This window comes from Streptosporangium sp. NBC_01810, assembly GCF_035917355.1.
GTDB lineage: Bacteria > Actinomycetota > Actinomycetes > Streptosporangiales > Streptosporangiaceae > Streptosporangium.
The window spans coordinates 6,567,126-6,588,822 of record NZ_CP109070.1 but is presented as its reverse complement, the minus strand read 5'-3'; the positions used below and the strand labels follow the sequence as shown (position 1 = coordinate 6,588,822).

Genomic DNA, 21,697 nt, shown 5'->3' with positions numbered 1-21,697 from the left:
CGATGACCACGATCAGTCGTAAACAGTACGCGAGCATGTACGGCCCGACGGTGGGCGACCGGATCCGCCTCGGGGACACCAACCTCGTCGTCGAGGTGGAGAAGGACCACACCGAGGGGCACTACGGGGACGAGGCCCAGTACGGGGGAGGCAAGACGGCCCGCGACGGGATGTCGGCCGATCCGGCCTCGCGGAACCTCACGGTCGCCCTGGACGTGGTGATCACCAACGCGGTGGTCATCGACCCGATGCTGGGCATCGTCAAGGGCGACATCGGTATCAAGGACGGCAGGATCGCCGGGATCGGCAAGGCGGGCAACCCGCACACCCAGAACGGGGTCGACCGGCGGCTCGTCATCGGCGCGGGCACCGAGGTGATCTCCGGCGAGAACCTCATCGCCACCGCCGGCGCGATCGACACCCACGTCCACTTCGTCTCCCCGCAGCAGGCGCAGAACGCGCTGAGCAACGGGATCACCACCCTGGTCGGCGGGGGGACCGGTCCCGCCGACGGCACCCGCGGCACCACCTGCACCCCGGGGCCGTGGAACATCGCCCGCATCCTGCAGGCGTACGAGGGCATCCCGATCAACGTCGGGGTGTACGGAAAGGGGAACAGCAGCCTGCCGGGTTCCCTGGAGGAGCAGATCCGGGCGGGCGCCTGCGGGCTGAAGGTGCACGAGGACTGGGGGAGCACGCCCGCCGTCATCGACTGCTCGCTGTCCGTCGCCGACGAGTACGACATCCAGATAACCATCCACACCGACACGCTGAACGAGGCCGGGTTCGTCGAGGACACCATCAGCGCGATCAACGGCCGCGCGATCCACACCTACCACTCCGAGGGCGCCGGTGGCGGGCACGCCCCCGACATCCTGCGGGTGACCGGGGAGCCCAACGTGCTGCCGGCCTCCACGAACCCGACGCTGCCCTACACCGTCAACTCGGTGGACGAGCTGCTGGACATGACGATGGTCTGCCACCACCTCAGCTACGACGTCCCCGAGGATGTGGCGTTCGCCGAGAGCCGGGTCCGTGCCGAGACCATCTCCGCCGAGACGGTCCTGCACGACCTGGGCATCATCAGCATGATCGGCTCGGACTCGCAGGCGATGGGCCGGGTGGGCGAGTCGTTCACCCGTGCCTTCCAGATCGCGCACCACTGCAAGGACAAGCGGGGGGCGCTGCCGGAGGACTCCTCCCGCAACGACAACTTCCGGGTGCTGCGCTACCTGGCAAAGCTGACCATCAACCCGGCCCGTACCTGCGGGATGGCGGACACGATCGGCTCGCTGGAGGACGGGAAACTGGCCGACATCGTGCTCTGGCAGGTGCACTCCTTCGGGGCCAAGCCCTTCATGGTCGTCAAGGGCGGCATGATCGGCTGGGCCCAGATGGGCGATCCGAACGCGTCCCTGCCGACGCCGCAGCCGGTCTACTACCGGCCCATGTACGGCGCCTTCGGCACCGCGCTGAAGGAGACCTGCGTCACCTTCATGTCGCAGGCCGGGATCAACGAGGGCGTGCCCGAGAAGCTCGGCCTGGAGCGGCTCATCCGGGGGGTGCGCCAGTGCCGGACCGTCGACAAGCGCCACATGCTGCGCAACTCGACGCTGGCCGACATCATGGTCGATCCGGAGACCTACAAGGTCTCGGTGAACGGCAAGACGGTCAGCATCGAGCCGGCCGGCAAGCTGCCGCTGAACCGGCTGTACTTCGTCTGATGAGCCTCGCGCAGGACACGAAGGACCTGGACCCGCTGCTCGCCCAGCTCCAGCTCACCGACTCCGGTTTCCCGAGCGGGCTGTACACGCTCTCGCACGGGCTGGAGGGGTACGTCCAGATCGGGGCGGCCGGATCGGCGGACCTGCGTGGCCTGCTGACCGATCTGCTGTACAACTCGGTGGGGCCGGGGGACGCGACGGCCCTGGTGCTGGCGCACCGCGCCGTCGGGGCGGGCGACTGGGACCGGCTGGTCGAGGTCGACCGGCGGCTGCACGCGATCAAACTCAACCGCGAGCAGCGCTCCGCCTCGGCCAGGACCGGCCGGCAGGTCCTGGACACGGCGGTATGGGCGTTCGCCTCGCCGGAGGCCGCCCGGCTGGCGGCCCTGGTGGCGGAGAAGGCCACGCCGGGCAACCACGCGGTCGTGGTCGGCGCGATCCACGCGGGCATGGGCGTGCCCGTCGCCCACGCGGTGGCCGGTGACCTTTACGCCTTCGCCGCAGGCTGGACGGCGGCGGCGGTGCGGCTGGGCCGCACCGACTTCCGTCGGGCCCAGCAGATCCTGGGCGAGGTCCGGCCGGATCTCGCCCGGGTCGCGCGGGCGGCGCTCGGCGCCGAGGACCCCAGGGACCTGAACGGCTCGGTACCCGTCGCCGACACGGTTTCAGCCGCGCACGAGCGGGCGGCGGCCCGTCTGTTCATCACCTGAAGGGACCCGAGATGGAACTGCGGAAGGTGTTCAAGGTCGGTATCGGGGGGCCCGTCGGATCCGGCAAGACAGCCCTGATCGAGATGCTGGTCCCCATCCTGGCAGCCAGGGGGCACAGCCCCGGCGTGATCACCAATGACATCTACACGCAGGAGGACGCCGAGCACGTCCGCCGTACGCTGGCCGGGGTGCTGGACCCCGAGCGGATCGTCGGGGTCGAGACGGGGTCCTGCCCGCACACCGCGGTCCGCGACGATCCGACCATGAACCTGGCGGCGGCGGCCGAACTGCTCGACCGGTTCCCCGACATCGACATGCTGCTGTTCGAGAGCGGCGGCGACAACCTGACGCTCACCTTCAGCCCGGTGCTCGCCGACGTCTACATCTTCGTCCTGGACACCTCCGAGGGCGAGAAGATGCCGCGCAAGCGCGGCCCCGGCACCACGGACTCCGACCTGCTGGTCATCAACAAGATTGACATCGCCCGGTACGTGCGCACCGACCTGTCGGTGATGGAACGGGACGCGCGCATGGTGCGCGGGACCGGCCCGGTCGTGCTGACCGACTGCCTGGCCGGCACCGGTGTCACCGAGGTCGCCGACTTCATCGAGGCGCGGCTGGAGGCGGTGTGCACTCCGGGGCGGTGATCGACCATCTGGCCCCGGAGCGCTACCAGCCGGAGTGGCTGCCGGGCTCGGTGGCGCGCCATGCCGCCGACCCGGACATGCTGCCGGTCGGCAGCCCCGGCAAGGTCGGGATCCTGCACCTGGCGTTCGAGCGGGTCGGCGGCCGGACCGAGCTGACCGGCCACTACCAGAAGACACCGCTGCAGATCGCCCGCCCGCTGTACTACGACCCCGAGCGCCCGGACATGCCGTACCTCATGTTCATGTCGTCCGGTGGCGGCGTTCTCCAGGGCGACCGCTACCGCATCGACGTCTCCTGCGGTGCGGGCTCGTCCGTCCACCTGACCACCCAGGCCGCCACCCGGCTCTACCGGATGGAACAGGACTACGCCACCCAGCTCGTCAACCTCGTCGCGGGGCCGGGCGGCTACCTGGAATACCTGCCGGACACCACGATCCCGTTCGTCGACTCGCGGTACTACCAGCGGCTCCGCGTCACCGTCGCGGCGGACGCGACGGTCGTGCTGGGCGAGACGCTGATGGCCGGCAGGCTGGCACGGGGGGAGCGGCACGCGTACGCGGCGTACTGCAGCGACGTCGAGGTGCTCGACACCGGGGGACGGCTGCTCTTCGCCGACCCGCTCCGCCTGGTGCCGGGGGAACGGCCGGTGACCGGACCCGCGGTGATGGCCGGATTCGGACTCCTGTCCTCCCTGTACGTCATCACCGCCGCGGAGCCCGCGCAGGTCGTGGCCGACACGATGCACGCGGTGCTCGCGCGCACCGGGCTGCGGGCCGGTGCCAGCGTCCTGCCCGGAGACCGGGGTGCCTGGGCCCGCATCCTCGGGGACCGGTCCCCCGAGGTCGAGGCCGCTTTCCACCGGACCTGGAGCGCGGTCCGCGAGCTGCTGCTGGGAGTGCCCGCGCCGGATCGCCACAAGCAGTGACGTCCTCCCCGGCTGGACGGCCGGATTCGCCGGTTCGCGGTTCACCGGCCGGGCACCCTCGAAGCCTCCCCCGCGAAGGTGAGGATTCCCGCCCGATCCGATGGCGCCGAGGGCCGGGGGACGCCCGAGAACTAATATTCATCCCCTAAAGTCGGGCGAATGGCCCCGACTCCCTCCCGGCTGGCCTGGCTGGACGCCCTGCGGGGACCCGCCGCGCTGGCCGTCACGCTGCACCACTCCGGGTGGACCTTCATCCCGGACCTCTGGGCCGAGGTGGACCGCAGGATCGACGTCGGCACCTGGGGCGTCTTCGTGTTCTTCCTGGTCAGCGGCTATATCATCCCCGCCTCGCTGGAACGGCGCGGCGACCTGCGGGCCTTCTGGATCGGCCGGGCCTGCCGCCTCCTGCCCCTGCTGCTCGCCGCACTCGGTCTGGCGCTCCTGCTCGCGTACGCCGGTGCGTTCGTCCTGCACCCGGGCGTGAGCACGCGCCCGGCGCCGCTCGTCGCGCTGGGGAACCTGACGATGCTGCAGGAGCTGCTCGGCGTGCCCGCCGTCATCGACGTGATGTGGACGCTCTCCTACGAGATGGCGTTCTACCTGATGGCGGTCGGGCTGTTCACCGTGCGGCAGGCGCATCGGTCGGTGACGGTCGCGATCGTCCTGGCGGTGTCGGCCGTCCCCCTCGGACTCCTGCTGCCCCGCCCGGTCATCGGTGGCCGCGCCGACCTGCTCGCCGCGCTCCTCAGTGTCGTGGTCGTCGTGGTCATCGTGGTGTCGGCGACCGCGCGCGGCGGGGCGCGCGCGGCCGCCGCGGTGACGGGCGGCCTCCTCGGCCTGGCGCTGGTGGTCCTGGGCAGCAGGATCGGTGCCTGGCAGGGGCTGACCGTGCCGGCCATGATGTTCGCCGGTACGGCCGTCTACCGCGCCGAGCAGGGGACGATCCGATGGCCCGACGCCATCGCCGCCGTGCTGACGGTCCTGGCCTGCGGGGCCCTCGCCAAGGACGATCCCGGTTGGGCACCCGCGCTCCTGCTGGCCGCCGTTTTCTTCGGCGGCGCGTTCGCGCTGCGGCACAGGTCGTTTCCCCGCTGGCTCGCCCATCTCGGGGTGATCAGCTTCTCCCTCTACCTGCTCCATCCGCTCCTGCTGCGGGTGAGCCCGAACCTTCCGTTCTTCTTCCTCGTGCTGCTGCCGCTCTGCTACCTGACCCATCGGCTGATCGAGGCCCCGGCCCAGCGCCTCGGCAGACGACTGGGCCGGCCTTCACTCACTCCCCCCGCCGTCCCCTCTGTCGCTCCCCCGCCAGACCTGTGCGGGCGACGCCACGAATGATCTGGCGCTGGAAGAGGCTGCGGGATCAGCCGGTCGCCCCGGCGACGCCCTCGGGGGCGCCGTGCCGGATCATCGCCACCACCGCCTCGTGGATCCCCTCACCGTTGCCCGCCGAAACGGGAAGCGGGCTGCCCGTCGCGATGTACCGCTCCTCCGCGCCGGTGTACTGCACGCGGACGGCGGCCTGGCCGTCGGCCACCTCGGTGACCACGGTGAGGTCCCCGGTGACGACTCCGACCTCGTCGGTCATCACGCCACCGGGACCGGTGGTCACCTCGGACCGGTACCGCTCGCTCATTCCGCGCCGCAGGTGTCGAGCATCTCCTTCAGGGCCGCCCGCTCGGCCTCGGTCACGGTGAGGCCGTAGTCGAACTTCACATCGGTCCAGGCGCGCGCGTAGGTGCACCAGTAACTCACCAGCGGCGGGCGCCACAGGTCGGGGCTCTGGTCGCCCTTGCTCCTGTTCGACGCGGCGGAAACGGCGATCAGCTGGGAGTTCTTCAGGTCGTTCGCGAACTCGCCTCGTTTCGCCGTCGTCCAGTCGCCTGCTCCGGAGCGCCACGCGTTGGCCAGGGGGACCATGTGGTCGATGTCGACGTGGCTCGCGTAAGAGATGGTCTTCCCGTCGTAGGCCGAGCTCCAGGTGCCGGAGACGGGCCGGCACTGACCGTCCTGGAGGACGTACGAGCCCTCCCTGGCGAGGACCTTCTCGCGCGTGTTGCAGGCGCTGCCCTGAGCGGACCAGTGCGGGAACCTGGCGCGGGAGTAGCCTGCCATCGGGCGCGGCTCCGCCGTCTTCAACTGGTCGAGTTCGGCTCGGGCGATGGTGACGGACGGCGGCTCAGGCAGCGCGGCCGGTGCCGTGGTGGCGAGTGCGGGCAGGGACAGGGCGAGGGCGGACGCCACGGCGCCCGTCAGCATGAGGATCTTCACGCACCGGCACCGTAATGATCGATACCGTCGCCTGCCCGCGTCGGCGCGCCCCCATGGAGATCCCTGCATGCACGATGACGCGATCATGACTTGGGCGGCGCCGACGGTCGAGGTGATTGTGGAGATCGCGGCGAAGGCGATCGATCAGATACGGCCCCTCTGATGACGGATCTGCCGGGTGCGACGGCCCGCCGCGCCTATGACTCTCGCGGTGAGTCGTGACCCCGACGCGCAGCGGATCATGACTCCGGAAGCGCCGCCGCGGGTGCCGCGACTTCGGACACGGGTCCTACGGCAAGGCGCCGCTGCTCCTCCTCGACGATCTGGCGGGCCAGTGCCTGCTCGGAGATGTCGATCGCGTCGGGGGTGGATTCCGCCAGTTCACTGCGGCGGGCGTAGGTGTCGAAGAGCCTGGCCTTGCTGCGAAGGATGTCGAGCATGCGCTGGTCGACGCTGTCCGTTCGCCTTCGCGAAAAGGGTCCTGACCTGCCTGGGCGCGAGTGCCGCGTTTTCTTCCCCGACCTCGTCCAAGCTTTCGCCACTCCCGGTACGGTCCCGTTCGCAGGGGTTCACCGTCGCCGACCAGCCCGTCCGTTGTCAACAAGCGATCAAACCAGACACGTCGCCACAGCCGTTCGCCCGGTAGCGGGCAGTTGCTGGAGAGCGTGATCAGGAAAAGGGTGGAATGTGTAATAGTGCACCCTCGGGGATGAGTGTGGATTCGTACGCAGAAGGGTTCTTCGCATCTTCCTAATGTCTGTGGTGTCCGAACGACAACGTCTCCACACCGCACTCACGGGAGCATGAAAATGAGCACGACACGCGCACTTCTTGCCGGAGCGGCCCTGGCCGGTTCACTGCTGGCCGGTGTGGCCGTGGCCCCCGCGGCGATGGCCTCGGCCTCCACCGCGACCGCCACGCAGCAGGCGCAGACCTCCAGCAAGAACTTCTTCGGCCCGTACTACTCCGGTTTCGGGCAGGGCGAGGACTTCGGCCACCGGTCCTACTACAAGGGCTACTGGACCAAGGAGAGCGGCCGCTACTGGTTCTACGGCGACCTGTTCGACCGTGACCGCGACCGCTCCTACAGCTACGTGTGGTTCAAGTGGCACGACCGGTTCGGCTCGCACACCAAGGTCTTCAAGACCCGTGGTCACAGTGACATCGACCGGTTCGGCGGGTTCAAGGGCAGCAGCGGCTTCGACGACTTCAAGATCCGGGTGTGCGAGGGCACCGACAAATTCGACGACTGCGGTCGCTGGGGCGACGCCTTCTGAATCTGATGAGCGTCTCCTCGCACGGGGGTGCAGGGGGTCACAGGGGCCCGGTCGATGATCGACCGGGCCTCGTCGGGTTTCGGCCCGCCGCGTTCGAACCCGGCCGCGAAGCGGCCCTTGCCCAGCGCGTCGCACGCGCTCGCCGCGATCTGGTCGACGTCACCGCGCTCGGCGGCCCGGCCGGGGGCTGTCCCCCTCCCGGCCCGGCTGGCCCACAGCCGTCCGGCGTCGCCGAGGATGAGCCGCCGGCCGGGGATCGTCGACTCGGGCCTGGTAGGCCCAGGGGTGGTGGATCTAACATCGGTCATAGATTGGACCTCGATCCGATCAAGGGCCCGTCCGGACGTTTCCAGCGGTGGACGAGCCCGCTCTGTGGAGCGGGTAGGGACGTGCGGGGGTACGCCGTACGGGCCGGGTGGCCGGTACGGAGACGGGGTGACCGCCACGCGGCGCGGGGCGCAGATGGCCGATCGCCTGGGGCGGGCCGCGAGGCGACGCGCGTTGCCGAACCGGGGTGGTCTGGTGAGGGCGGCTCTGGGCGGGATCGCCGGCCGAAGACGGCAGGGCACCCGCCGGGACAACGGCGCCGGTATGGCGGGTGCGGCGGCCGGGGTCTGCTCGGGACGGCGCTGCGCGGGTACCAGCGGGATCGTCTCGACTGGGGCCACGGGGGCGGGCTGCTCGAAGCAGGGCAGGGAGCGATCCCCGGTGCGACAGGCCTGCAGGCGAATGGCCATTGACGCACCGGACGGCTGTGCGTACTCGTGATCGGCGGGCCGATCGGGGCAACCGTGCGCGTAGGGCGCGTGCCCGCAGACGGCGCACCCCATCGGCAGCGGCGGCGCATCGGCGAAACAATCGCAGACGCCTGCCATGGCCCTATCGAGAATCGGCGCACTAGAGTTGTTCACGGATCAGGACTCACTTCCTGGTCAAGGGACCCGTACGGCGTTGCGAGCGCCTACGGGTCCCGCTTGTTTGAATCCTCTTCCCATCACACAGCGTAAAACTATGTATCGGCAGGTGGCGTTGGGGAAAATGAGGGAGTTGGCTTTTCCCCCTCGGCCCGAGGTACACGATGAAAAAGCTTCCTGTATGGGCTGTTCGGCTCCGTGATGAGCGGTGCGCCCGGCTTTGGTCGCAAAAGGAGATGGCCAAACGCCTGGCCGATTCGGCTGACGATTGGACCCGCGAACGCCTCCCGACCAGGGAATCGCTGGTGCGCTCGATCAAGGGATGGGAAGCGGGAAAACACCGGCCCGGGGAGCCATATATCACCCTGTACTGCCGGGTATTCGGCTTCAGTGAAGCGGAGCTGTTCAAGGAGAACATCTCCATTAGTCCGGATGCATCAGCGGTGGTGGGCATCGGTGCGCTTGATCCGTTTGCCGCTGATGGCCGACTGGCTGACGCGGACTATGTGATGACGCTCCGGACCACTGGGCAGGCGCTTGTCTCACTGGACACCGTGTACGGGGGAAACGAGATTTTTCCCCTTGCCTTGCGGATCTTCCGGACCGCCAGTGCCAAACTCGCCGCGGGAAGCTTCACGACGGCCGTCGAGCGAGATCTTGAAGCCGCCACCGGAGAGGCCGGAGAGGTCGCCGCGTGGATAGCGTATGACGCCGATCGACAGGATGCCTCACGCCAGATCATTCACGAGGCGATGATGCTCTCGCGCCTCGCGGGAGATCGTGACATGGAACTGTTCGAACTGGCCCACCTCTCGATGCTTTCCCTGGCCCAGCATCGCCCGCACGAGACGCTGCGCATCGCCGACGACGTACTCACCGACAGCGTTCTTCCTCCTCGTGTCAAAGCGATATTCGAGGTACGGCGGGGGCGGGCGCTCGCCGCTCTGGGCGACAGGGCGCGGGGGTTCGACGCGCTTCAGCGGGCACGGTCCGCACTTGCCGAGAGCATCAGCATCCGCGATCCGTACTGGGCGTGGTGGATGGACGAGGCCGAGTTGGCCGGGCATCAAGGGTTGGCGCACGCGGAGTTGGGCGAGTGGGGAAAGGCCGTCGCCCCGCTCATGGACGCCTACGGATCGACCCGGGGGCGTTCTCGCTATAACTTCGGGGCCAGCCTGCTCAATGGCCTTGTGCACGCGCAGGCATGGCAGGAGGCCGAGCCGATCGTCGTGGACGTGATGGCACAGGCGAGCGAAATCGGCTCGGCGCGTACGTCCAACCTGCTGCTCCGCGTCGCCGACCGCATCGAGCGTGCCGGAACGGGTCCGACGTCGACGCTGGCGGACTTGGCCCAGGACATGCGCCGCATGCTGGCCTGGGCCTGACATCCTCCCCGACCCGAAGACGGGGATTCCTGGCTCACGCCGCCCAGTTGAACGACCGCGCCTTGCGGTTGGCGGAGGTGGGCCGGTGTGGTGAGACGGAGGTGGGCCGGTGTGGTGAGACGGTGGTGGTCGGTGAATCGGTTCGGCCGCTGCCGGGTGGGTGTCGGCGGTGGGCAAAGGCATGGCCAAGCAGTCCGTGTCGTGACTCTGAACCAGTGCCGCGGAGTGTCTGCTGTGCAGCAGCAGTGACACCGCTTACCTGGAGGGTCGGAGATGGGGAAGTTGCTTCATACCGGCGTGCTCGCGCTCGGAGCGTTCGCGGTCGGGGTGCTCGTGGCCGGGTGCGGCGCCGCCGACGATGGGAGCACGACCGAGCCGATGGTCGCGAACCAGGTCAAGGCGTCGCCCACCTCGCCCACCCCCTCCACCTCGTCCTCGCCCCCCACCTCGCCGGCGGCCAGGGCCGAGGTCCGGCTGGGAAAGACGAAGATCGGAGAGGTGCTGGTCGGCGAGGAGGACCACACGCTCTACCTCTTCGAGAAGGACAAGGACGGGAAGTCGTCGTGTTCCGGACCCTGCGCGCAGGCGTGGCCGCCGTACGTCACGGAAGGGAAGCCCAAAGCGGGCAAGGGCGTCAAGGAGAAACTGCTCGGCACCACCAAGCGGGATGACGGCACGACCCAGGTGACCTACAACCGCCACCCGCTCTACTACTTCATCAAGGACACCATGGCCGGCGAGACGAACGGGCAGGACATCGAGGGTTTCGGCGCCGACTGGTACGCGGTCGACGCGGATGGGAAGAAGGCGCACGACTGAGCCGACCGAGCTCGCCCCGCCCGGATCGACGGCGAGCCCCCCGTACGTCACGCGGTCGACGCGGATGGGCAGAAGGCGCACGACCGAGCTCGTCACGCCTGGAGCGCGAAGCGGGGCCCGCCGGACCGACGGCGAGCCCCGCGCGCGCGTCATGAGGCCGATCCCCTACGCCCGATCGGAGAGATTGTTTGTCCAGTGTGCGAGACCCCGAGTGCGTTCTGACGCGGTCGCCGAGCCGGTCGTGCACGACCCGCGTGTAGTCGGCGAAGCGGTAGGCCGTGTCGCGGTTGGTCCACTCGCCGAGGTCCTCCAGCGCCTGGGGAAGATCCCAGTGGTAGAGCGTCACGTACGGCGCGTGTCGGCCGCCAGCAACTCGTCCACCAGCCGGTCGTAGAAGTCGAGTCCGGCGGCGTTGGCGGGTCCGGAGCCCGACGGCTGGATCCGGGGCCAGGCCACCGACAACAGGCGGGGAGTAAGCCCTTCAGCCGTCGCGTGGTGTCAGCATGCGGTCGACCAGCTGGTGGAGATGGGAGAGGAAGCGCTGCTGTGCCTGCGGGTCGGCGGCGAGGGAGTGGTTCGCGTCGGCGACCGCCTCGCCGTGCATGAACCCGTACACGCTCCAGATCAACGTCTGCACCGTCAGCTTCAGGTTCACCCGGTCGTCGATCAGACCGGCCTGAGCGGCGGGGCGCAACGCGTCGCAGATGAGGTCGATGATGGGGTCCTTGTAGGTTTCCTCAAGGTCGGGGATGTCGGCGGCGTCCCCGAGCCAGCGGTGTGCCCACAGCGCGGGGATTCGCGGGTTGGTGAGGAAGAGCTCCAGATAACGTTCCGGGAGCCTGCGCACGACGGCGCGGACCCCCGCGGAGTCGGAGGCGGGGAGCGCGCCGAGCACATCCTCCACGATGCCGCGCTCCATCCGGCTGCTGTGGTCGATGACGGTGAGGTAGAGCTCATACTTGTCGCCGAACCGCTGCTGCAACCACGCCAGGTTCGTCCCCGCGGCCTCCGCGATGTCGTGCAGCGACGTGCCGTCGTAACCGAACGCGGCGAAGAGCCGCATCGCGATGTCGATGACCGCCTGGCTTCGCGGGTCGTCGGAGGGAATCATGAATCCAATTCAAGTCCCGCATGAGGGCGGAGACGGCCACGTACTGGTTTTGATCCGGTCAAACCTATGTGTGCAATGTGCCGCCGGTGAGGGTGCGGGTCACGAGGGAAGGATACGGAGCCTGCCCGCCGCGGTCACGGTGGTGATCCGCCGAGGGGCGGCGGAGTCGCGCCGCACCTGGACGATCGCGTTCCCGTCGTCGGCCCGCACATCGTAATCGTCTTCACCCGGCACCCTGACCTCCACGTTTCCGGCGGTCCGCACCACGGCCCTGACGTCGCCGGGCGGGCTCGCGAACTCCAGGTCGACGTTTCCGATGCCGGTCTCGACATCGGCCCCGGCGGACCTCAGACCGGTGCCGTTCACGTTCCCCACCTCCGTCCGCGTTCGCAGCGCACCTCGCGCGCCGTCCACGACCACGTCGCCCGCGGCGGTCGAGAGGCGCAGGTCGCCCCAGATGCCGTTGACCGACACGGTCCCGAAGCGGCTCGTCACCTCGACGTCGGTGGTCACGGGCAGGCTCAGGGTGTAGTCGGCCCGGCAGTTCGGGCCGCTTGGACGGTCGTCGCTTGGACGGTTGCCGCCTGGATGGTCGCCGCTGCGCTCCACCGTGACCTCGGCGCAGGACAGGCCGAGCGCGACCCCCGCGGCCTTGGTGAGGTGGCGCCCGGTGAGGGCGACCGCGTGGCGAGGCCGGACAGCGCCGCGTCCAGACCCTGGTCGTTGAGCACGGCCGGGTGCAGCCCCCGGACGAAGTCGCGCAGCTCCTTCAGTGCCTGCTTGGCCTCCTCGTGTGCCTGCACGATCACCTCTCGGGCGGGCTCCGGCAGGTCGGTGAGGGTCGCGCGGGCCATGCCCAGGTTCATCGCCAGCGACACCAGCCGCTGCTGGGTGCCGTCGTGCAGGTCCCGTTCGATGCGGCGCCGACGCCGCTGATCAGCGGGGCCAGCAGGTGGTACGAGAGCCGGCGCCAGGTGCTCCGCGTCCTGGCCTCCTGGAGCAGCCGCCTGAAGGGATTCCTGCTCAGGGGACGGTGCGGGACCGAGGGGATGTCGACGTCGAGGAAGGCGGCGAACCGGGACCGCTGCACCCGGGTGAGCAGCCGCACGACCCAGAAGCACAGCAGCAGCGCGACCACCGGGACCACCACGGTCCACACGAACAGCACCGACGCCACGGTCAGCCCCACGATCGCCGCCGCGCCCAGCAGGGCGATCGGCAGGCCCGTCACCAGGTGCGCGGTGCGGAGCCAGGTCCACGCCGACCAGTGGGCGCTGATCCTCGCCCAGGGGGTGGTCGCCTCGATGCCGCTCATGGGACCACCGTAGAGATTGCGGCGACCCGGGCACATGGGCGAGGTATCCTGGAAAAGGTGGGGCAAACCCCACCATCCTCGGTCGGGCCGGGTCTCTCCGCGCTGACGCGCGCTCGGGGGCGACGGTGGTCGGAGGGATCCCGCCCTTGAAGCGTGTGCTGCTGCTGGCGACCGGTGACACCATCGCCCACTCCTACGACGCCGTCCGTCCGGGCGTCGCGTCAGGGGCCGAAGTCCTGAGGGTACTCCCGCCCGGCGCGGTCGCGGCGGACGTGGTGGCCGAGGACGTGATGGCGGAACCCAGCTGGGACATGTCCCCCTCGACCATGCTGGAACTGGCCCGCAGGGCGCGTTCGGCCATCCTGGAACGCGGCTTCGACGGGGTCGTGATCACTCACGGCACCGACGTGCTGGAGGAGACCGCCTACCTCGTGGACCTGCTCGCGGGCCGGGCGGCCGAGCAGGGCGCCATCGTGCTGACCGGTGCCGTCCGCTCCCTGGACGAGCTCTCCCCCGACGGCCCGCGCAATCTCGCCTCCTCCCTCGTGGCCGCCGCCGACGGCGCGTTGCGGGGCGCCGGGGCCGTCGTGTGCGTCAACGACGAGATCCACGCGGCCCGCTGGGTCACCAAGGTCGACGCCACCAGCATCGCGGCGTTCTCGTCGGCGCCCTTCCCCGTGCTGGGCCGGGTGGTCGGCGGCCGGGTCGAGACGCTGTCCGCCCCGCCGCACCGGCCGCCCGCGTTCAGCGGGGATCCGGCGTCGGACGTCGCGCTGATCAAGACCTATCCGGGGATCGACCCCGTGCTGCTCACCGCCTTGGTGGACGCCGGAGCGCAGGGCGTCGTGCTGGAGGGGACCGGGCTGGGCAACGTGCCGGTCGGGCTCTTCACGACGATCGCCGAGCTGACGGAGTGGGGGATCCCGGTGGTCGTCGCGTCGAGGTGCCGTACCGGTGCGGTCCCGCTTGAGGAGATGCGCCTCGGTACGGGGCTCGCCGCCGGCGTCGGGGCGATCGGAGCCCGCGGCCTGGCCCCCTCGAAGGCGCGGTGCGCGCTGATGGTCGCCCTCGGGACCGGCGGGATCGACGCCGTACGCGACTGGTTCGGCAGGCTCTGACACCCGCGAGGGAATTTACAGCCGGGTGAAAATCGTAAAAAGGGGGAGTATCCCCGAGCTGGGCGGGCAGGTCGGGGGAGTCCGTGATCCGGCGGAGGGCTGGGGAGGCCTCCGCCGGATCACCCCCTTCTCTCCATGCCACCCCAGGTCTTCTCCCCGTGCCACCCCAGGTGCGCGATCGGCGTGTGAATCAGGCGGGGGGGCCTTCGCGTCGGTCGCGCCGGAGCCAGGAGATGAGACCGTGACGGTACGGTAGGGGAAGGAAGGCCGTCAGAGCCCGTAGAGGATGAACCTGAGCTCGGAGTCGAGGTCCGTCGGGAGGTCGGGCGCGCCCCCGGCGGGGTGGCTGGTCGTCATCTGTTCGACGGCGATTCGCTCAGGAAGGTCTTGCCACTTCTTTGACGCTTTCCGCTCCACAGCGCCTCCTGGTCATCTTTTTTCCAGGGTACGTTCTCCGGAGCCGCGCGGACGGAGATGTCCGTTCGACGATCAGACGGGGATCGAGACGCCGAGGCCGCCGCGGGTGTCGGCGCCGTAGCGCTCCTTCTCCCTGGCGATGTCGAGAGGCTTGATACCGGCGCGCCCGCTCAGTGTCTCCTCGGTGAGGAGGTCGGCGGGGACCAGCCAGGAGACCTCGAACTCCAGCTCGTCGGGGTCCTTGGCGTACAGGGCCTTGGTGGTGGAGTGGTCGGAGGCGCCGACGAGGGCGTTGAGCTCGCCGAGTTTGCCGGCGATCCGCTCCAGCTCCCGCAGCGTGTCGACCTCCCAGGCCAGATGGTAGAGGCCGACGGTCGAGCGCCCGGCTCCCGAGGGGCCCGCCTGCGCGCCGATCTCGAAGAGGCCGAGGTCGTGGTCGTTGCTGGACCCCGAGGCCTGCAGGAACGCGGCGCCCGGCATGCCCATGACCACCTTGAAGCCGAGCGTCTCCTGATAGAAGGCGACGCTGCGCTTGACGTCGCGCACGAAGAGAACGGCGTGGTTGAGCCGCTGGACCGGCATGGTTCCTCCCAAAAACTTGAACTCTCAAGTAGATTACTCCCACTTTGTTGAGAGTTCAAGTAAGCTTGCGCCGTGACGCGATGGCTGGACGATGACGAGCAGCACACCTGGCGTGCGTTCATGGCCGCCTCGCAGCTCGTCCAGGAGGAGCTTGACCGGCAGCTGCAGCGCGACTCCGGCATGCCGCACGCCTACTACGCCATGCTGGTGAAACTCTCCGAGGCACCCGGCCGGATGATGCGGATGAGCGAGCTGGCCATGGAGCTCAACTCCTCGCAGAGCCGCCTGTCGCACGCGATGAAGCGGCTGGAGGAACGCGGCTGGGCGCGGCGCGAGCCGTGCGCCGCCGACAAGCGCGTGAGCTGGGCGATCCTCACCGACCAGGGCCTCGCGGCCCTCACCGCCGCCGCCCCCGGCCACGTCGAGGCCGTACGCCAAACCCTCTTCGACCGCCTGACCCCCGACCAGCTCCGTCAACTACGAGAGATCTGCGCCGCGATCCTCCCCACCTCGAACCCCTCGTGACCAAACCTCGCGGGGACGCGTCCACAGCCCTCGTCGTTCGCCGCGTCGGACCATGATTTCCTGTCCCGTCTTGTTCTCGTCACACAGGCATGATCACGAGCGGCTGCTCTCGCTGTGCCTCTATCCGATCACAAGATCGCATCGACCTGCCGCGCATCAGACCTGGTCAAACCCTGAATGGCAGCTGCCGTACCAGGGCGGCGTCGGAAATCAGCCGGTCGTCTGAGGGAGGGAAGATCGCGCAGGCCAGGGTGAAACCTAAGCGCGAGGCTAACGGCATGATGTCACGGATCAGCTTCAATAGTTCGGTGTTTCTTTGGTCGCGTGGAGACTGCGGCCGGCCAACCCAGTCTTTGTAACCCGATCTGGAAATGTTCAACACCCGGCAGGCCACCGCGACAGGAAAGTCATCATCGGCGAGTTCACGGACCAGCGCGTACCCTATTTTGGGAGCACGTTCTCCCGGGCGAAATACGCAGCAGCCCGCTTGAGGATCTCATTCTCCAGCTCAAGCTGCCGGGTTCGACGCCGCAGATCGGAGAGTTCCTTCTTCTCCGCGCTGGTCAGCTTCGCGCCGCCGTTGTCATCGGTGTCGGCCTGGCGCATCCAACTCCGCAGACAGGAATCGCTGATACCCAGGGCCCCGGCGTTCCCGGGTTCTGATGCGGTATGCCGACGTTGAGCGTTTGGCCAGGTGGAACGCGAAAGAGCGCGACTTCTGCTGATCTTTCGGGTGTCGAAATCCGGAGATCATCGCAGGAGTCGCGCTCGTGTCCCCATCTTCTCTGACCAGTTCCCCGCATGTCTCGTGTCTTGACCAGCTCGCCGACTTGGCATTGTGGGAGTCCGAACTGGCACCCGATCCGGTCGTGGTGGAATCGGCGTTGATGCGCCGGTTGGCGACGGTTCCCGATCGGCGGTCTGCTTGCGGTCTGCGCCATCCGCTGGTGGCCATCTTGACGTTGGCCGCGTGCGCGACCCTGGTCGTCGGCGGCGACAGCGTCGCGGCGATCTGGCAGTGGGCCGCCCGAAGCCCGCAAGCGGCGCTGGAGCGGCTGGGCGCCTACCGTGATCTGTTCACCGGGTTGTTCCTCGTGCCCAGTGAGCGTACCTTCCGCCGTGTTCTGGCGGAGCTGGACGCCGATGCGCTGGACGCCGCGATCAGCGGCTATGTCGCCGAGGTGATACGGCAGGAGGCTCTGACGCCACAACTGCCCGACACTCCCGGCCCCGCCGAACGGGAACAGCGCCGCGCGGCACGACGCCGGCTCAGCCATCCCGCCCCGGCCGGGCTGCTGCCCGCAGCGGCGCTGGACGGCAAGGCCCTGCGCGGGGCACGCACCAGCGAAGACGGGAGGGTCTTCCTGGTCGGCGCGATCAGCCACGAGCACGGCGTGATCCTGGGCCAGTGTCAGGTCGCCGGCAAGAAAGGCGAGGGTCCCGCCGCCCGCGCGATGCTGCCCCACCTGCGGGTGGCCGGGATGGTCTTGACCTTGGACGCCCTGCACACCACCAAGACCACCGCCCGTCTGATCACCCAGCTGGGCGGCCACTACGTCCTCATCCTCAAGGGCAATCAACCGCTGGCACGCGCCGCCGCGCACGCGCTGTTGTCCGGGCCGGATGCCGACTGGACGCAAACCACCGCGGTCGATGACGATCACGGGCACGGCCGCAGGGAACGCCGCACCATCCGCACCGCCTCTGCCGATGACGGCCTCTTCCCCGGCGCCCGGCAAGCCTTCCGGCTCCGCCGCGACGTCGGCGAATTGGATGGCGCCTGGACCAGCAAGGAGATCGTGTTCGGCATCACCAGCCTGCCCGTTGAATTGGCAGGCCCCGCGCACCTCAACCACTACGAAAGGGCGCACTGGGGGGTGGAAAACCGGCTGAATTGGGTCAGGGACGTCACATTCGCGGAGGATCATTCCCAGGTCAGGACGGGTACCGCACCCAGAACCCTAGCCAGCCTCCGGAATCTGGCGATCAGCACCATCCGTCTGGCCGGCCGGGCCAACATCGCCCACGCTCGCCGCGATCTCCTCGACCACGATGCCGCATTCGCCGTCTACAACATCTGATCAACAGGACGGACTTGGACATAACAATTCAACGCCGGGGCCCTGGGAGGACCCCGAGACCGCGCCAAATCCTGCGGGGCCGTGTCCGCACTCCTCCGAGGGCCACCGATAAACACACCCGGCGGACCCCGGATCTATTCGGGCAGGTTCGGCACGTTGCCGGCGCATTGCAGTTAGCGGGTATGCCGGGAGTGTCGTTGGCATGGGGCCAGAACGGGTGCTGCCGGCGCAGACAACGGGCGGCGGGCGCGGCATCGTAGGGAGTGAAAGCAGCTCACCGGACCGGAACGCCGACGATGACCGTCAACCCGGAAGTGGTGGCTCTCGAAGACTCTCCCACGATCGTCAAGGATCGAGGTAATGGTCATGTGTCAGCACAAGCCACCGTGTCCGTCCGCAAACGCCTCTGATCACGACGCGGCCCGTCTTGTGGCGTTCCACCCGGAACAGGGATGGGGACTGCTCTGCAACGGTGTGGTGGTGTTCGACGACACCGGCGAGCTTCTGCCCGATGGGCGCAGCATCCCCGCTCACAGGGAGTTCTATGTGCAGGCGGCCTGAACTCGCGTGCTGCCGGGGTCCTGCGGCGGAGTATGCGGCGCCCGTCCGGTACGCTTCCCCGGGCCGGCCAGGGAACGGCTGTCCGGGGGGATGGCGCCGACTACGTTCGGCGCCGTGGCCGGCGGCGGTCACATCCAGTTCCCTGCCGGACGAGGTGCCTGCCCGAGCGGTCGCGCGGCGAGGGATTTCCTTAGTCGATGCGGGGGAGCGGCGCCCGCTGATCAGACGTTGATCGGCGGGGTGTTGAGTGCGATGGCGGGGGTCATGTCGATCGATCGCCTGCCGTCAGCGCGTGTAGTTCGCGGGCAGCGGGCAGAGTTCGAGCTCCCTCGGGCAGTGCGGTCACGATCTCTCGTACGATTTTGCGCCGGGCGGCTGTGACGGGAAGAGATGCCGTGATGTCGAGAGCATGACCGAGCCCTTCGGTCACATCTCGATCTTGGACCAGTCCCCATGCCTGGAGGAGGCCGATGTTGGCCCTTCCTCCGGCCTTCTCGCGCGGGCACGCTGCGAGAGCCTGCTCCAGCATGGGCATTGCCGCCTTGCTGTCCCCCAGCATGGTGAGTACGAAAGCCTCGGCGTACTGGACCCCTTCCGGAGGCATGCCCCACACAGAGATGCGGTCGCTGGTCACGAGGGCGGGAAGACCCTCGTAGACATCCCTGAAATCGTTGAGGACCTCGTGGGCGAGGTCTGTCCGTGCGTCTGTGGCGAGGACGCGGCTACGGGTTTTCAGCGCCTCCGCCAAGCCAAGGCGCGGGCGGCCATCGGCAAGATGTACGGCCTCCTCGATCAGGGTGTCCGTAGCGGGTCCAAGGCGACGCAGATAGAACGATTGGGAGGCTTCGCCGGCACGGACCCAGACACGCAGATCGAGGTCACCTGAGGCGTCGGCGGCCAAGCGAGCCGCACGCCATGAACGCCAGCACGCGCGAGGGCTGGAGCTTTCAGCCAGGTCGAGTGCCATGAACGCTGCCAAGTGAGCGTAGACGCGCAGCAACGTGGCCCGTTCTGTCAGGGGCTGGGAGTACGTCAAGGCTTGGTCCAGGTCGCGGATGTCACCCGCCAGGTCGGCGATCCTGGAACCCGACGGTTCGGTCCACACGCCCTGTGCGTAATCCCACGCGACCTGCTCCCAGTCGTTCACGCTGTTCTCGGCCGCCTGACCCGTGATCCGCCCCAGGCCCGCGTGCAGAGCATCTACGGCGGAAGCGGGGATACCGGCCCCGGCACCCATCATCGTCAAGAGCTGGAGAAGAGTACGACGCTCCACATCATCCTCATTACGCACTGAGGGCTTTGTATCGAGCTTACTTCCTCGGAACCGGTCAATTTCCACAATGAGAGCGTGGAGCGCCACAAGCTGCCCATTGGCCCCTAATGCCATATCAATCGCCCGGACGCTGGCGGCATCCGGGCGTGATGCGGCCCGTTCCCACGCAGAGATCATCGTGTGGTCCACGTGGACAATTTCGGCGAGATCGCGCTGTGATAAGTGGGCATTGTCCCGCCATTGGCGCATGGTGGCGCCGAGCAAGTGCCATGGGGAATCGGCTGGATTAACCGGTTGGGGCGTACGCGGCATGCCGTACTCCAAGGTTGGGGGACGTTGGGGGATATACGTCCTCCCCCTACGAACCTCTTGGATATCTCGTTTGGTCGATCCCACTATTACATCGACGTGGCAACGAGCCCCGTGAAATGGCGGACCCGCCACCGGTAGCCGACACCGGGACGGGTCCTTGATCAGGAATGGAGTCCTGACCCGATGCATAACCCTAATGCTCTGGTTCTCGACCGGGCCATGGCAAGCGGTTGCGACTGTTTCGCTGAGAGCCCGCCGCTGCCGATGGGGTGCGCCGTCTGCGGGCACGCGCCGTACGCGCACGGCTGCCCCGGCCAGGCCGCTGACCACGAGTACGCGCAACCATCCGGTGAACTGATGGCCGAGCGCCTGCACGTGCGCCGCCGGCTCGGCCTGGGCCGGACCCTGCCGATCTTCCATCCCGCCCACGAGGTCACCGCGTACTCCGCTGCGGTCGTGCCCGCCCCCCGCCAGGCCGAGCCCGAGACAACGCCGACCCGTACCCGGTCCGCCGGATGTACGGACGCACGCCGCCCGGCGCTGTCCGGCACCGGCCGCCCGTACCGGCCGGTCGAGCCCCGCGAGGAACGCACGGCCCGCCTGGCACTCGCCCACGATCCACTCACCCGGCGCCGAGCCCTGCTCGCGGCCCGCACCCCCGAACACCCATCCCAGAACATAGGCCGTCCGACGCGACACCCACACCCCGCAGAGCTGCCCGACCAGCCGCCGCTCACGGGGCCGCCGGACATCACCCTCAACCCTCGCAAGCACCTCACGACCACGATCCAGCGAACGCTTGCCGTACCGCCAGACACCAACCCCGACCCTCGCAAGCACGTCATGACCTTGGTTCAGCGGATGCTCACCGTGCTACCGGACATCAGCCCTGGCACCGAAGACCAACGCCCGGCCTACCAGGCTCCCCGGCCGGGGTTCGCCGTCGCTTCTGGCCGGGGCCGCTCACCGGACACCTCCTCGTCCTGGCGGCAGCACCCGCACCGGCAGGAGATCGCGGCATGAACACGACCCCCGAGCGAGACGGCACCCTGGCGTGCGGATGCGAGTGCAGGTGCGGCGACGAATCCGCTTTCCCGACGACCACCGCGCCGCCGACCGCAGTGGGGTACGCCCAGGACCTGGCCGCCGTACTGGCCGAGGTTCACCACATCCACGCGGATGTTCACCAGCTCGTCTCCGGCAACGCCCTCGTGTCCCTGCACCATGGACTGCTGGCCTACACCGACGGCGAAAGCTTCTGGTGGACCAGCCCCGAACTCAACCACGCCGGCAGCCCACTCCTCAGCTCCACGCCGACACTCCTCGCCGCCGCCGGGCAACTCGCCGAACACCACGCCATCCTGAGCGCGCGGGAGGCCACCGACGTGGTGCGCAACGGGCTGCCCCTGCTCGCCGACGTGATCGAGGCAGAGCATGTTGACCCTCGCTGACCTCGAAGCGGCCCGAGCCGCCCAGCAGGTCCAACAGCACGCGCCTACCTGGCTGGTCATGTGGAGCCTGCGACACCGCCGGTTCGAGGCCTGGCAGTGCACCGACCCGCAGGAATGCCGCATCGTCCACGCGACCAGCGCCGCTGAGCTGTGGGATCTCATGGAGCAGGCGTCGCACGCCGCATCGCCGGACGACTCGGAAAGCACTACACCGAACCGATGACCCCTCCCTGGGCGGCGCGGTGGTACGGCGAGCCCTCAGCTTTTGCCGGTGGGGACGA

26 protein-coding genes and 1 pseudogene are annotated in these 21,697 nt (G+C 68.7%); 15 read left to right on the top strand and 12 right to left on the bottom strand.

Annotated features, from left to right (window positions below; all coding sequences use genetic code 11):
* Positions 1-2: 2 nt before the first annotated feature.
* From ureC to OIE13_RS29515, 5 genes are all read left to right on the top strand, one after another.
* Positions 3-1,724, top strand: a complete 1,722-nt coding sequence (ureC, locus tag OIE13_RS29535; RefSeq protein ID WP_326646434.1) for an urease subunit alpha — start codon at positions 3-5, stop codon at positions 1,722-1,724.
* Positions 1,724-2,434 carry an urease accessory protein UreF gene (locus OIE13_RS29530; RefSeq protein ID WP_326646436.1) on the top strand — a complete coding sequence of 237 codons (711 nt, stop codon included), beginning with the start codon at positions 1,724-1,726 and terminating at the stop codon, positions 2,432-2,434. Before ureC ends, OIE13_RS29530 begins: the two co-directional genes overlap by 1 nt.
* 11 nt (positions 2,435-2,445) lie before the next feature.
* The gene (gene ureG, locus OIE13_RS29525) at positions 2,446-3,081 is read left to right on the top strand and encodes an urease accessory protein UreG (protein WP_326646437.1); all 636 of its coding nucleotides are present in this window, start codon (positions 2,446-2,448) and stop codon (positions 3,079-3,081) included.
* Entirely contained in the window at positions 3,078-4,007 is a 930-nt protein-coding gene (locus OIE13_RS29520; RefSeq protein ID WP_326646438.1) for an urease accessory protein UreD, read from the top strand. Before ureG ends, OIE13_RS29520 begins: the two co-directional genes overlap by 4 nt.
* A 159-nt stretch (positions 4,008-4,166) precedes the next feature.
* Positions 4,167-5,342, top strand: a complete 1,176-nt coding sequence (locus OIE13_RS29515; RefSeq protein WP_326646439.1) for an acyltransferase family protein — start codon at positions 4,167-4,169, stop codon at positions 5,340-5,342.
* A 25-nt stretch (positions 5,343-5,367) separates the two neighbouring features.
* Here the strand turns inward: OIE13_RS29515 and OIE13_RS29510 are convergent, their stop codons facing one another.
* The 3 genes from OIE13_RS29510 to OIE13_RS29500 all read right to left on the bottom strand — a co-directional run bounded on the left by OIE13_RS29510 (position 5,368) and on the right by OIE13_RS29500 (position 6,715).
* Positions 5,368-5,640, bottom strand: a complete 273-nt coding sequence (locus OIE13_RS29510) for a hypothetical protein (protein WP_326646440.1) — start codon at positions 5,638-5,640, stop codon at positions 5,368-5,370.
* A complete protein-coding gene (locus OIE13_RS29505) occupies positions 5,637-6,275 on the bottom strand; it encodes an HNH endonuclease family protein (protein WP_326829005.1) in 639 nt (212 codons plus the stop codon). Before OIE13_RS29505 ends, OIE13_RS29510 begins: the two co-directional genes overlap by 4 nt.
* Before the next feature lie 239 nt (positions 6,276-6,514).
* Entirely contained in the window at positions 6,515-6,715 is a 201-nt protein-coding gene (locus tag OIE13_RS29500) for a hypothetical protein (RefSeq protein WP_326646442.1), read from the bottom strand.
* 369 nt (positions 6,716-7,084) lie between these two features.
* Here OIE13_RS29500 and OIE13_RS29495 point away from each other — a divergent pair, with 369 nt between their 5' ends.
* The 3 genes from OIE13_RS29495 (at position 7,085) to OIE13_RS29485 (ending at position 10,670) form a co-directional block, all read left to right on the top strand.
* Complete coding sequence (locus OIE13_RS29495; protein ID WP_326646443.1) at positions 7,085-7,552, top strand: hypothetical protein; 468 nt, start codon at positions 7,085-7,087, stop codon at positions 7,550-7,552.
* A 1,150-nt stretch (positions 7,553-8,702) separates the two neighbouring features.
* Complete coding sequence (locus OIE13_RS29490; protein WP_326646444.1) at positions 8,703-9,851, top strand: hypothetical protein; 1,149 nt, start codon at positions 8,703-8,705, stop codon at positions 9,849-9,851.
* 273 nt (positions 9,852-10,124) lie between these two features.
* Positions 10,125-10,670 (top strand): COG4315 family predicted lipoprotein, encoded by a 546-nt coding sequence (locus OIE13_RS29485; RefSeq protein WP_326829004.1) that lies wholly within the window; start codon positions 10,125-10,127, stop codon positions 10,668-10,670.
* A 217-nt stretch (positions 10,671-10,887) separates the two neighbouring features.
* Here OIE13_RS29485 and OIE13_RS29480 read toward each other — a convergent pair.
* From OIE13_RS29480 to OIE13_RS29460, 5 genes and pseudogenes are all read right to left on the bottom strand, one after another.
* Positions 10,888-11,129 (bottom strand): annotated as a pseudogene (locus OIE13_RS29480) (family 1 glycosylhydrolase); the annotation flags it as partial.
* Positions 11,130-11,151: 22 nt separating this feature from the next.
* Complete coding sequence (locus OIE13_RS29475; protein ID WP_326646446.1) at positions 11,152-11,781, bottom strand: TetR/AcrR family transcriptional regulator; 630 nt, start codon at positions 11,779-11,781, stop codon at positions 11,152-11,154.
* A gap of 99 nt (positions 11,782-11,880) precedes the next feature.
* A complete protein-coding gene (locus OIE13_RS29470) occupies positions 11,881-12,294 on the bottom strand; it encodes a hypothetical protein (protein ID WP_326646447.1) in 414 nt (137 codons plus the stop codon).
* 8 nt (positions 12,295-12,302) lie between these two features.
* Positions 12,303-12,659: a histidine kinase dimerization/phosphoacceptor domain-containing protein gene (locus OIE13_RS29465; RefSeq protein ID WP_326829003.1), complete on the bottom strand. Its 357-nt coding sequence runs from the start codon at positions 12,657-12,659 to the stop codon at positions 12,303-12,305.
* Positions 12,644-13,096 (bottom strand): sensor domain-containing protein, encoded by a 453-nt coding sequence (locus tag OIE13_RS29460; protein WP_326646449.1) that lies wholly within the window; start codon positions 13,094-13,096, stop codon positions 12,644-12,646. Before OIE13_RS29460 ends, OIE13_RS29465 begins: the two co-directional genes overlap by 16 nt.
* A gap of 155 nt (positions 13,097-13,251) precedes the next feature.
* On the opposite strand from OIE13_RS29460, the gene OIE13_RS29455 reads away from it, so the two are divergent.
* A complete protein-coding gene (locus OIE13_RS29455) occupies positions 13,252-14,214 on the top strand; it encodes an asparaginase (RefSeq protein ID WP_326830320.1) in 963 nt (320 codons plus the stop codon).
* A 270-nt stretch (positions 14,215-14,484) separates the two neighbouring features.
* Here the strand turns inward: OIE13_RS29455 and OIE13_RS29450 are convergent, their stop codons facing one another.
* Both OIE13_RS29450 and OIE13_RS29445 read right to left on the bottom strand, forming a co-directional pair.
* Positions 14,485-14,631, bottom strand: a complete 147-nt coding sequence (locus OIE13_RS29450) for a hypothetical protein (RefSeq protein WP_326646450.1) — start codon at positions 14,629-14,631, stop codon at positions 14,485-14,487.
* A gap of 72 nt (positions 14,632-14,703) precedes the next feature.
* Entirely contained in the window at positions 14,704-15,213 is a 510-nt protein-coding gene (locus OIE13_RS29445) for a VOC family protein (protein WP_326646451.1), read from the bottom strand.
* Between the two features lie 72 nt (positions 15,214-15,285).
* Here OIE13_RS29445 and OIE13_RS29440 point away from each other — a divergent pair, with 72 nt between their 5' ends.
* Complete coding sequence (locus tag OIE13_RS29440) at positions 15,286-15,738, top strand: MarR family winged helix-turn-helix transcriptional regulator (RefSeq protein WP_326646452.1); 453 nt, start codon at positions 15,286-15,288, stop codon at positions 15,736-15,738.
* A gap of 441 nt (positions 15,739-16,179) precedes the next feature.
* Here the strand turns inward: OIE13_RS29440 and OIE13_RS29435 are convergent, their stop codons facing one another.
* Positions 16,180-16,344: a hypothetical protein gene (locus OIE13_RS29435; protein ID WP_326646453.1), complete on the bottom strand. Its 165-nt coding sequence runs from the start codon at positions 16,342-16,344 to the stop codon at positions 16,180-16,182.
* A 164-nt stretch (positions 16,345-16,508) separates the two neighbouring features.
* On the opposite strand from OIE13_RS29435, the gene OIE13_RS29430 reads away from it, so the two are divergent.
* Both OIE13_RS29430 and OIE13_RS29425 read left to right on the top strand, forming a co-directional pair.
* Entirely contained in the window at positions 16,509-17,819 is a 1,311-nt protein-coding gene (locus tag OIE13_RS29430) for an ISAs1 family transposase (protein WP_326638736.1), read from the top strand.
* A gap of 366 nt (positions 17,820-18,185) precedes the next feature.
* Positions 18,186-18,380, top strand: a complete 195-nt coding sequence (locus OIE13_RS29425) for a DUF5999 family protein (RefSeq protein ID WP_326646454.1) — start codon at positions 18,186-18,188, stop codon at positions 18,378-18,380.
* Between the two features lie 262 nt (positions 18,381-18,642).
* Here the strand turns inward: OIE13_RS29425 and OIE13_RS29420 are convergent, their stop codons facing one another.
* Positions 18,643-19,917 (bottom strand): helix-turn-helix domain-containing protein, encoded by a 1,275-nt coding sequence (locus OIE13_RS29420; protein ID WP_326646455.1) that lies wholly within the window; start codon positions 19,915-19,917, stop codon positions 18,643-18,645.
* Positions 19,918-20,148: 231 nt separating this feature from the next.
* Between OIE13_RS29420 and OIE13_RS29415 the strand changes: the two genes are divergently transcribed.
* The 3 genes from OIE13_RS29415 to OIE13_RS29405 are packed head-to-tail and all read left to right on the top strand — an operon-like array spanning position 20,149 to position 21,639.
* The gene (locus tag OIE13_RS29415; protein WP_326829002.1) at positions 20,149-20,988 is read left to right on the top strand and encodes a hypothetical protein; all 840 of its coding nucleotides are present in this window, start codon (positions 20,149-20,151) and stop codon (positions 20,986-20,988) included.
* Positions 20,985-21,416: a hypothetical protein gene (locus OIE13_RS29410; protein WP_326646457.1), complete on the top strand. Its 432-nt coding sequence runs from the start codon at positions 20,985-20,987 to the stop codon at positions 21,414-21,416. The genes OIE13_RS29415 and OIE13_RS29410 overlap by 4 nt, the downstream gene beginning before the upstream one ends.
* Positions 21,400-21,639, top strand: coding sequence for a hypothetical protein (locus OIE13_RS29405; RefSeq protein WP_326646458.1), 240 nt, complete (start codon positions 21,400-21,402; stop codon positions 21,637-21,639). Before OIE13_RS29410 ends, OIE13_RS29405 begins: the two co-directional genes overlap by 17 nt.
* Positions 21,640-21,697: the final 58 nt, after the last annotated feature.

Coding starts and splice junctions, on each gene's coding strand:
- OIE13_RS29530 (WP_326646436.1), top strand. CDS start 1,724: ATGAGCCTCGCGCAGGACACGAAGGACCTGGACCCGCTGCTCGCCCAG.
- OIE13_RS29490 (WP_326646444.1), top strand. CDS start 8,703: ATGGCCAAACGCCTGGCCGATTCGGCTGACGATTGGACCCGCGAACGC.
- OIE13_RS29510 (WP_326646440.1), bottom strand. CDS start 5,640: ATGAGCGAGCGGTACCGGTCCGAGGTGACCACCGGTCCCGGTGGCGTG.
- OIE13_RS29415 (WP_326829002.1), top strand. CDS start 20,149: ATGCATAACCCTAATGCTCTGGTTCTCGACCGGGCCATGGCAAGCGGT.
- OIE13_RS29410 (WP_326646457.1), top strand. CDS start 20,985: ATGAACACGACCCCCGAGCGAGACGGCACCCTGGCGTGCGGATGCGAG.
- OIE13_RS29435 (WP_326646453.1), bottom strand. CDS start 16,344: ATGCGCCAGGCCGACACCGATGACAACGGCGGCGCGAAGCTGACCAGC.
- OIE13_RS29515 (WP_326646439.1), top strand. CDS start 4,167: ATGGCCCCGACTCCCTCCCGGCTGGCCTGGCTGGACGCCCTGCGGGGA.
- ureC (WP_326646434.1), top strand. CDS start 3: ATGACCACGATCAGTCGTAAACAGTACGCGAGCATGTACGGCCCGACG.
- OIE13_RS29500 (WP_326646442.1), bottom strand. CDS start 6,715: ATGCTCGACATCCTTCGCAGCAAGGCCAGGCTCTTCGACACCTACGCC.
- OIE13_RS29460 (WP_326646449.1), bottom strand. CDS start 13,096: ATGAGCGGCATCGAGGCGACCACCCCCTGGGCGAGGATCAGCGCCCAC.
- ureG (WP_326646437.1), top strand. CDS start 2,446: ATGGAACTGCGGAAGGTGTTCAAGGTCGGTATCGGGGGGCCCGTCGGA.
- OIE13_RS29495 (WP_326646443.1), top strand. CDS start 7,085: ATGAGCACGACACGCGCACTTCTTGCCGGAGCGGCCCTGGCCGGTTCA.
- OIE13_RS29475 (WP_326646446.1), bottom strand. CDS start 11,781: ATGATTCCCTCCGACGACCCGCGAAGCCAGGCGGTCATCGACATCGCG.
- OIE13_RS29485 (WP_326829004.1), top strand. CDS start 10,125: ATGGGGAAGTTGCTTCATACCGGCGTGCTCGCGCTCGGAGCGTTCGCG.
- OIE13_RS29405 (WP_326646458.1), top strand. CDS start 21,400: ATGTTGACCCTCGCTGACCTCGAAGCGGCCCGAGCCGCCCAGCAGGTC.
- OIE13_RS29425 (WP_326646454.1), top strand. CDS start 18,186: ATGTGTCAGCACAAGCCACCGTGTCCGTCCGCAAACGCCTCTGATCAC.
- OIE13_RS29445 (WP_326646451.1), bottom strand. CDS start 15,213: ATGCCGGTCCAGCGGCTCAACCACGCCGTTCTCTTCGTGCGCGACGTC.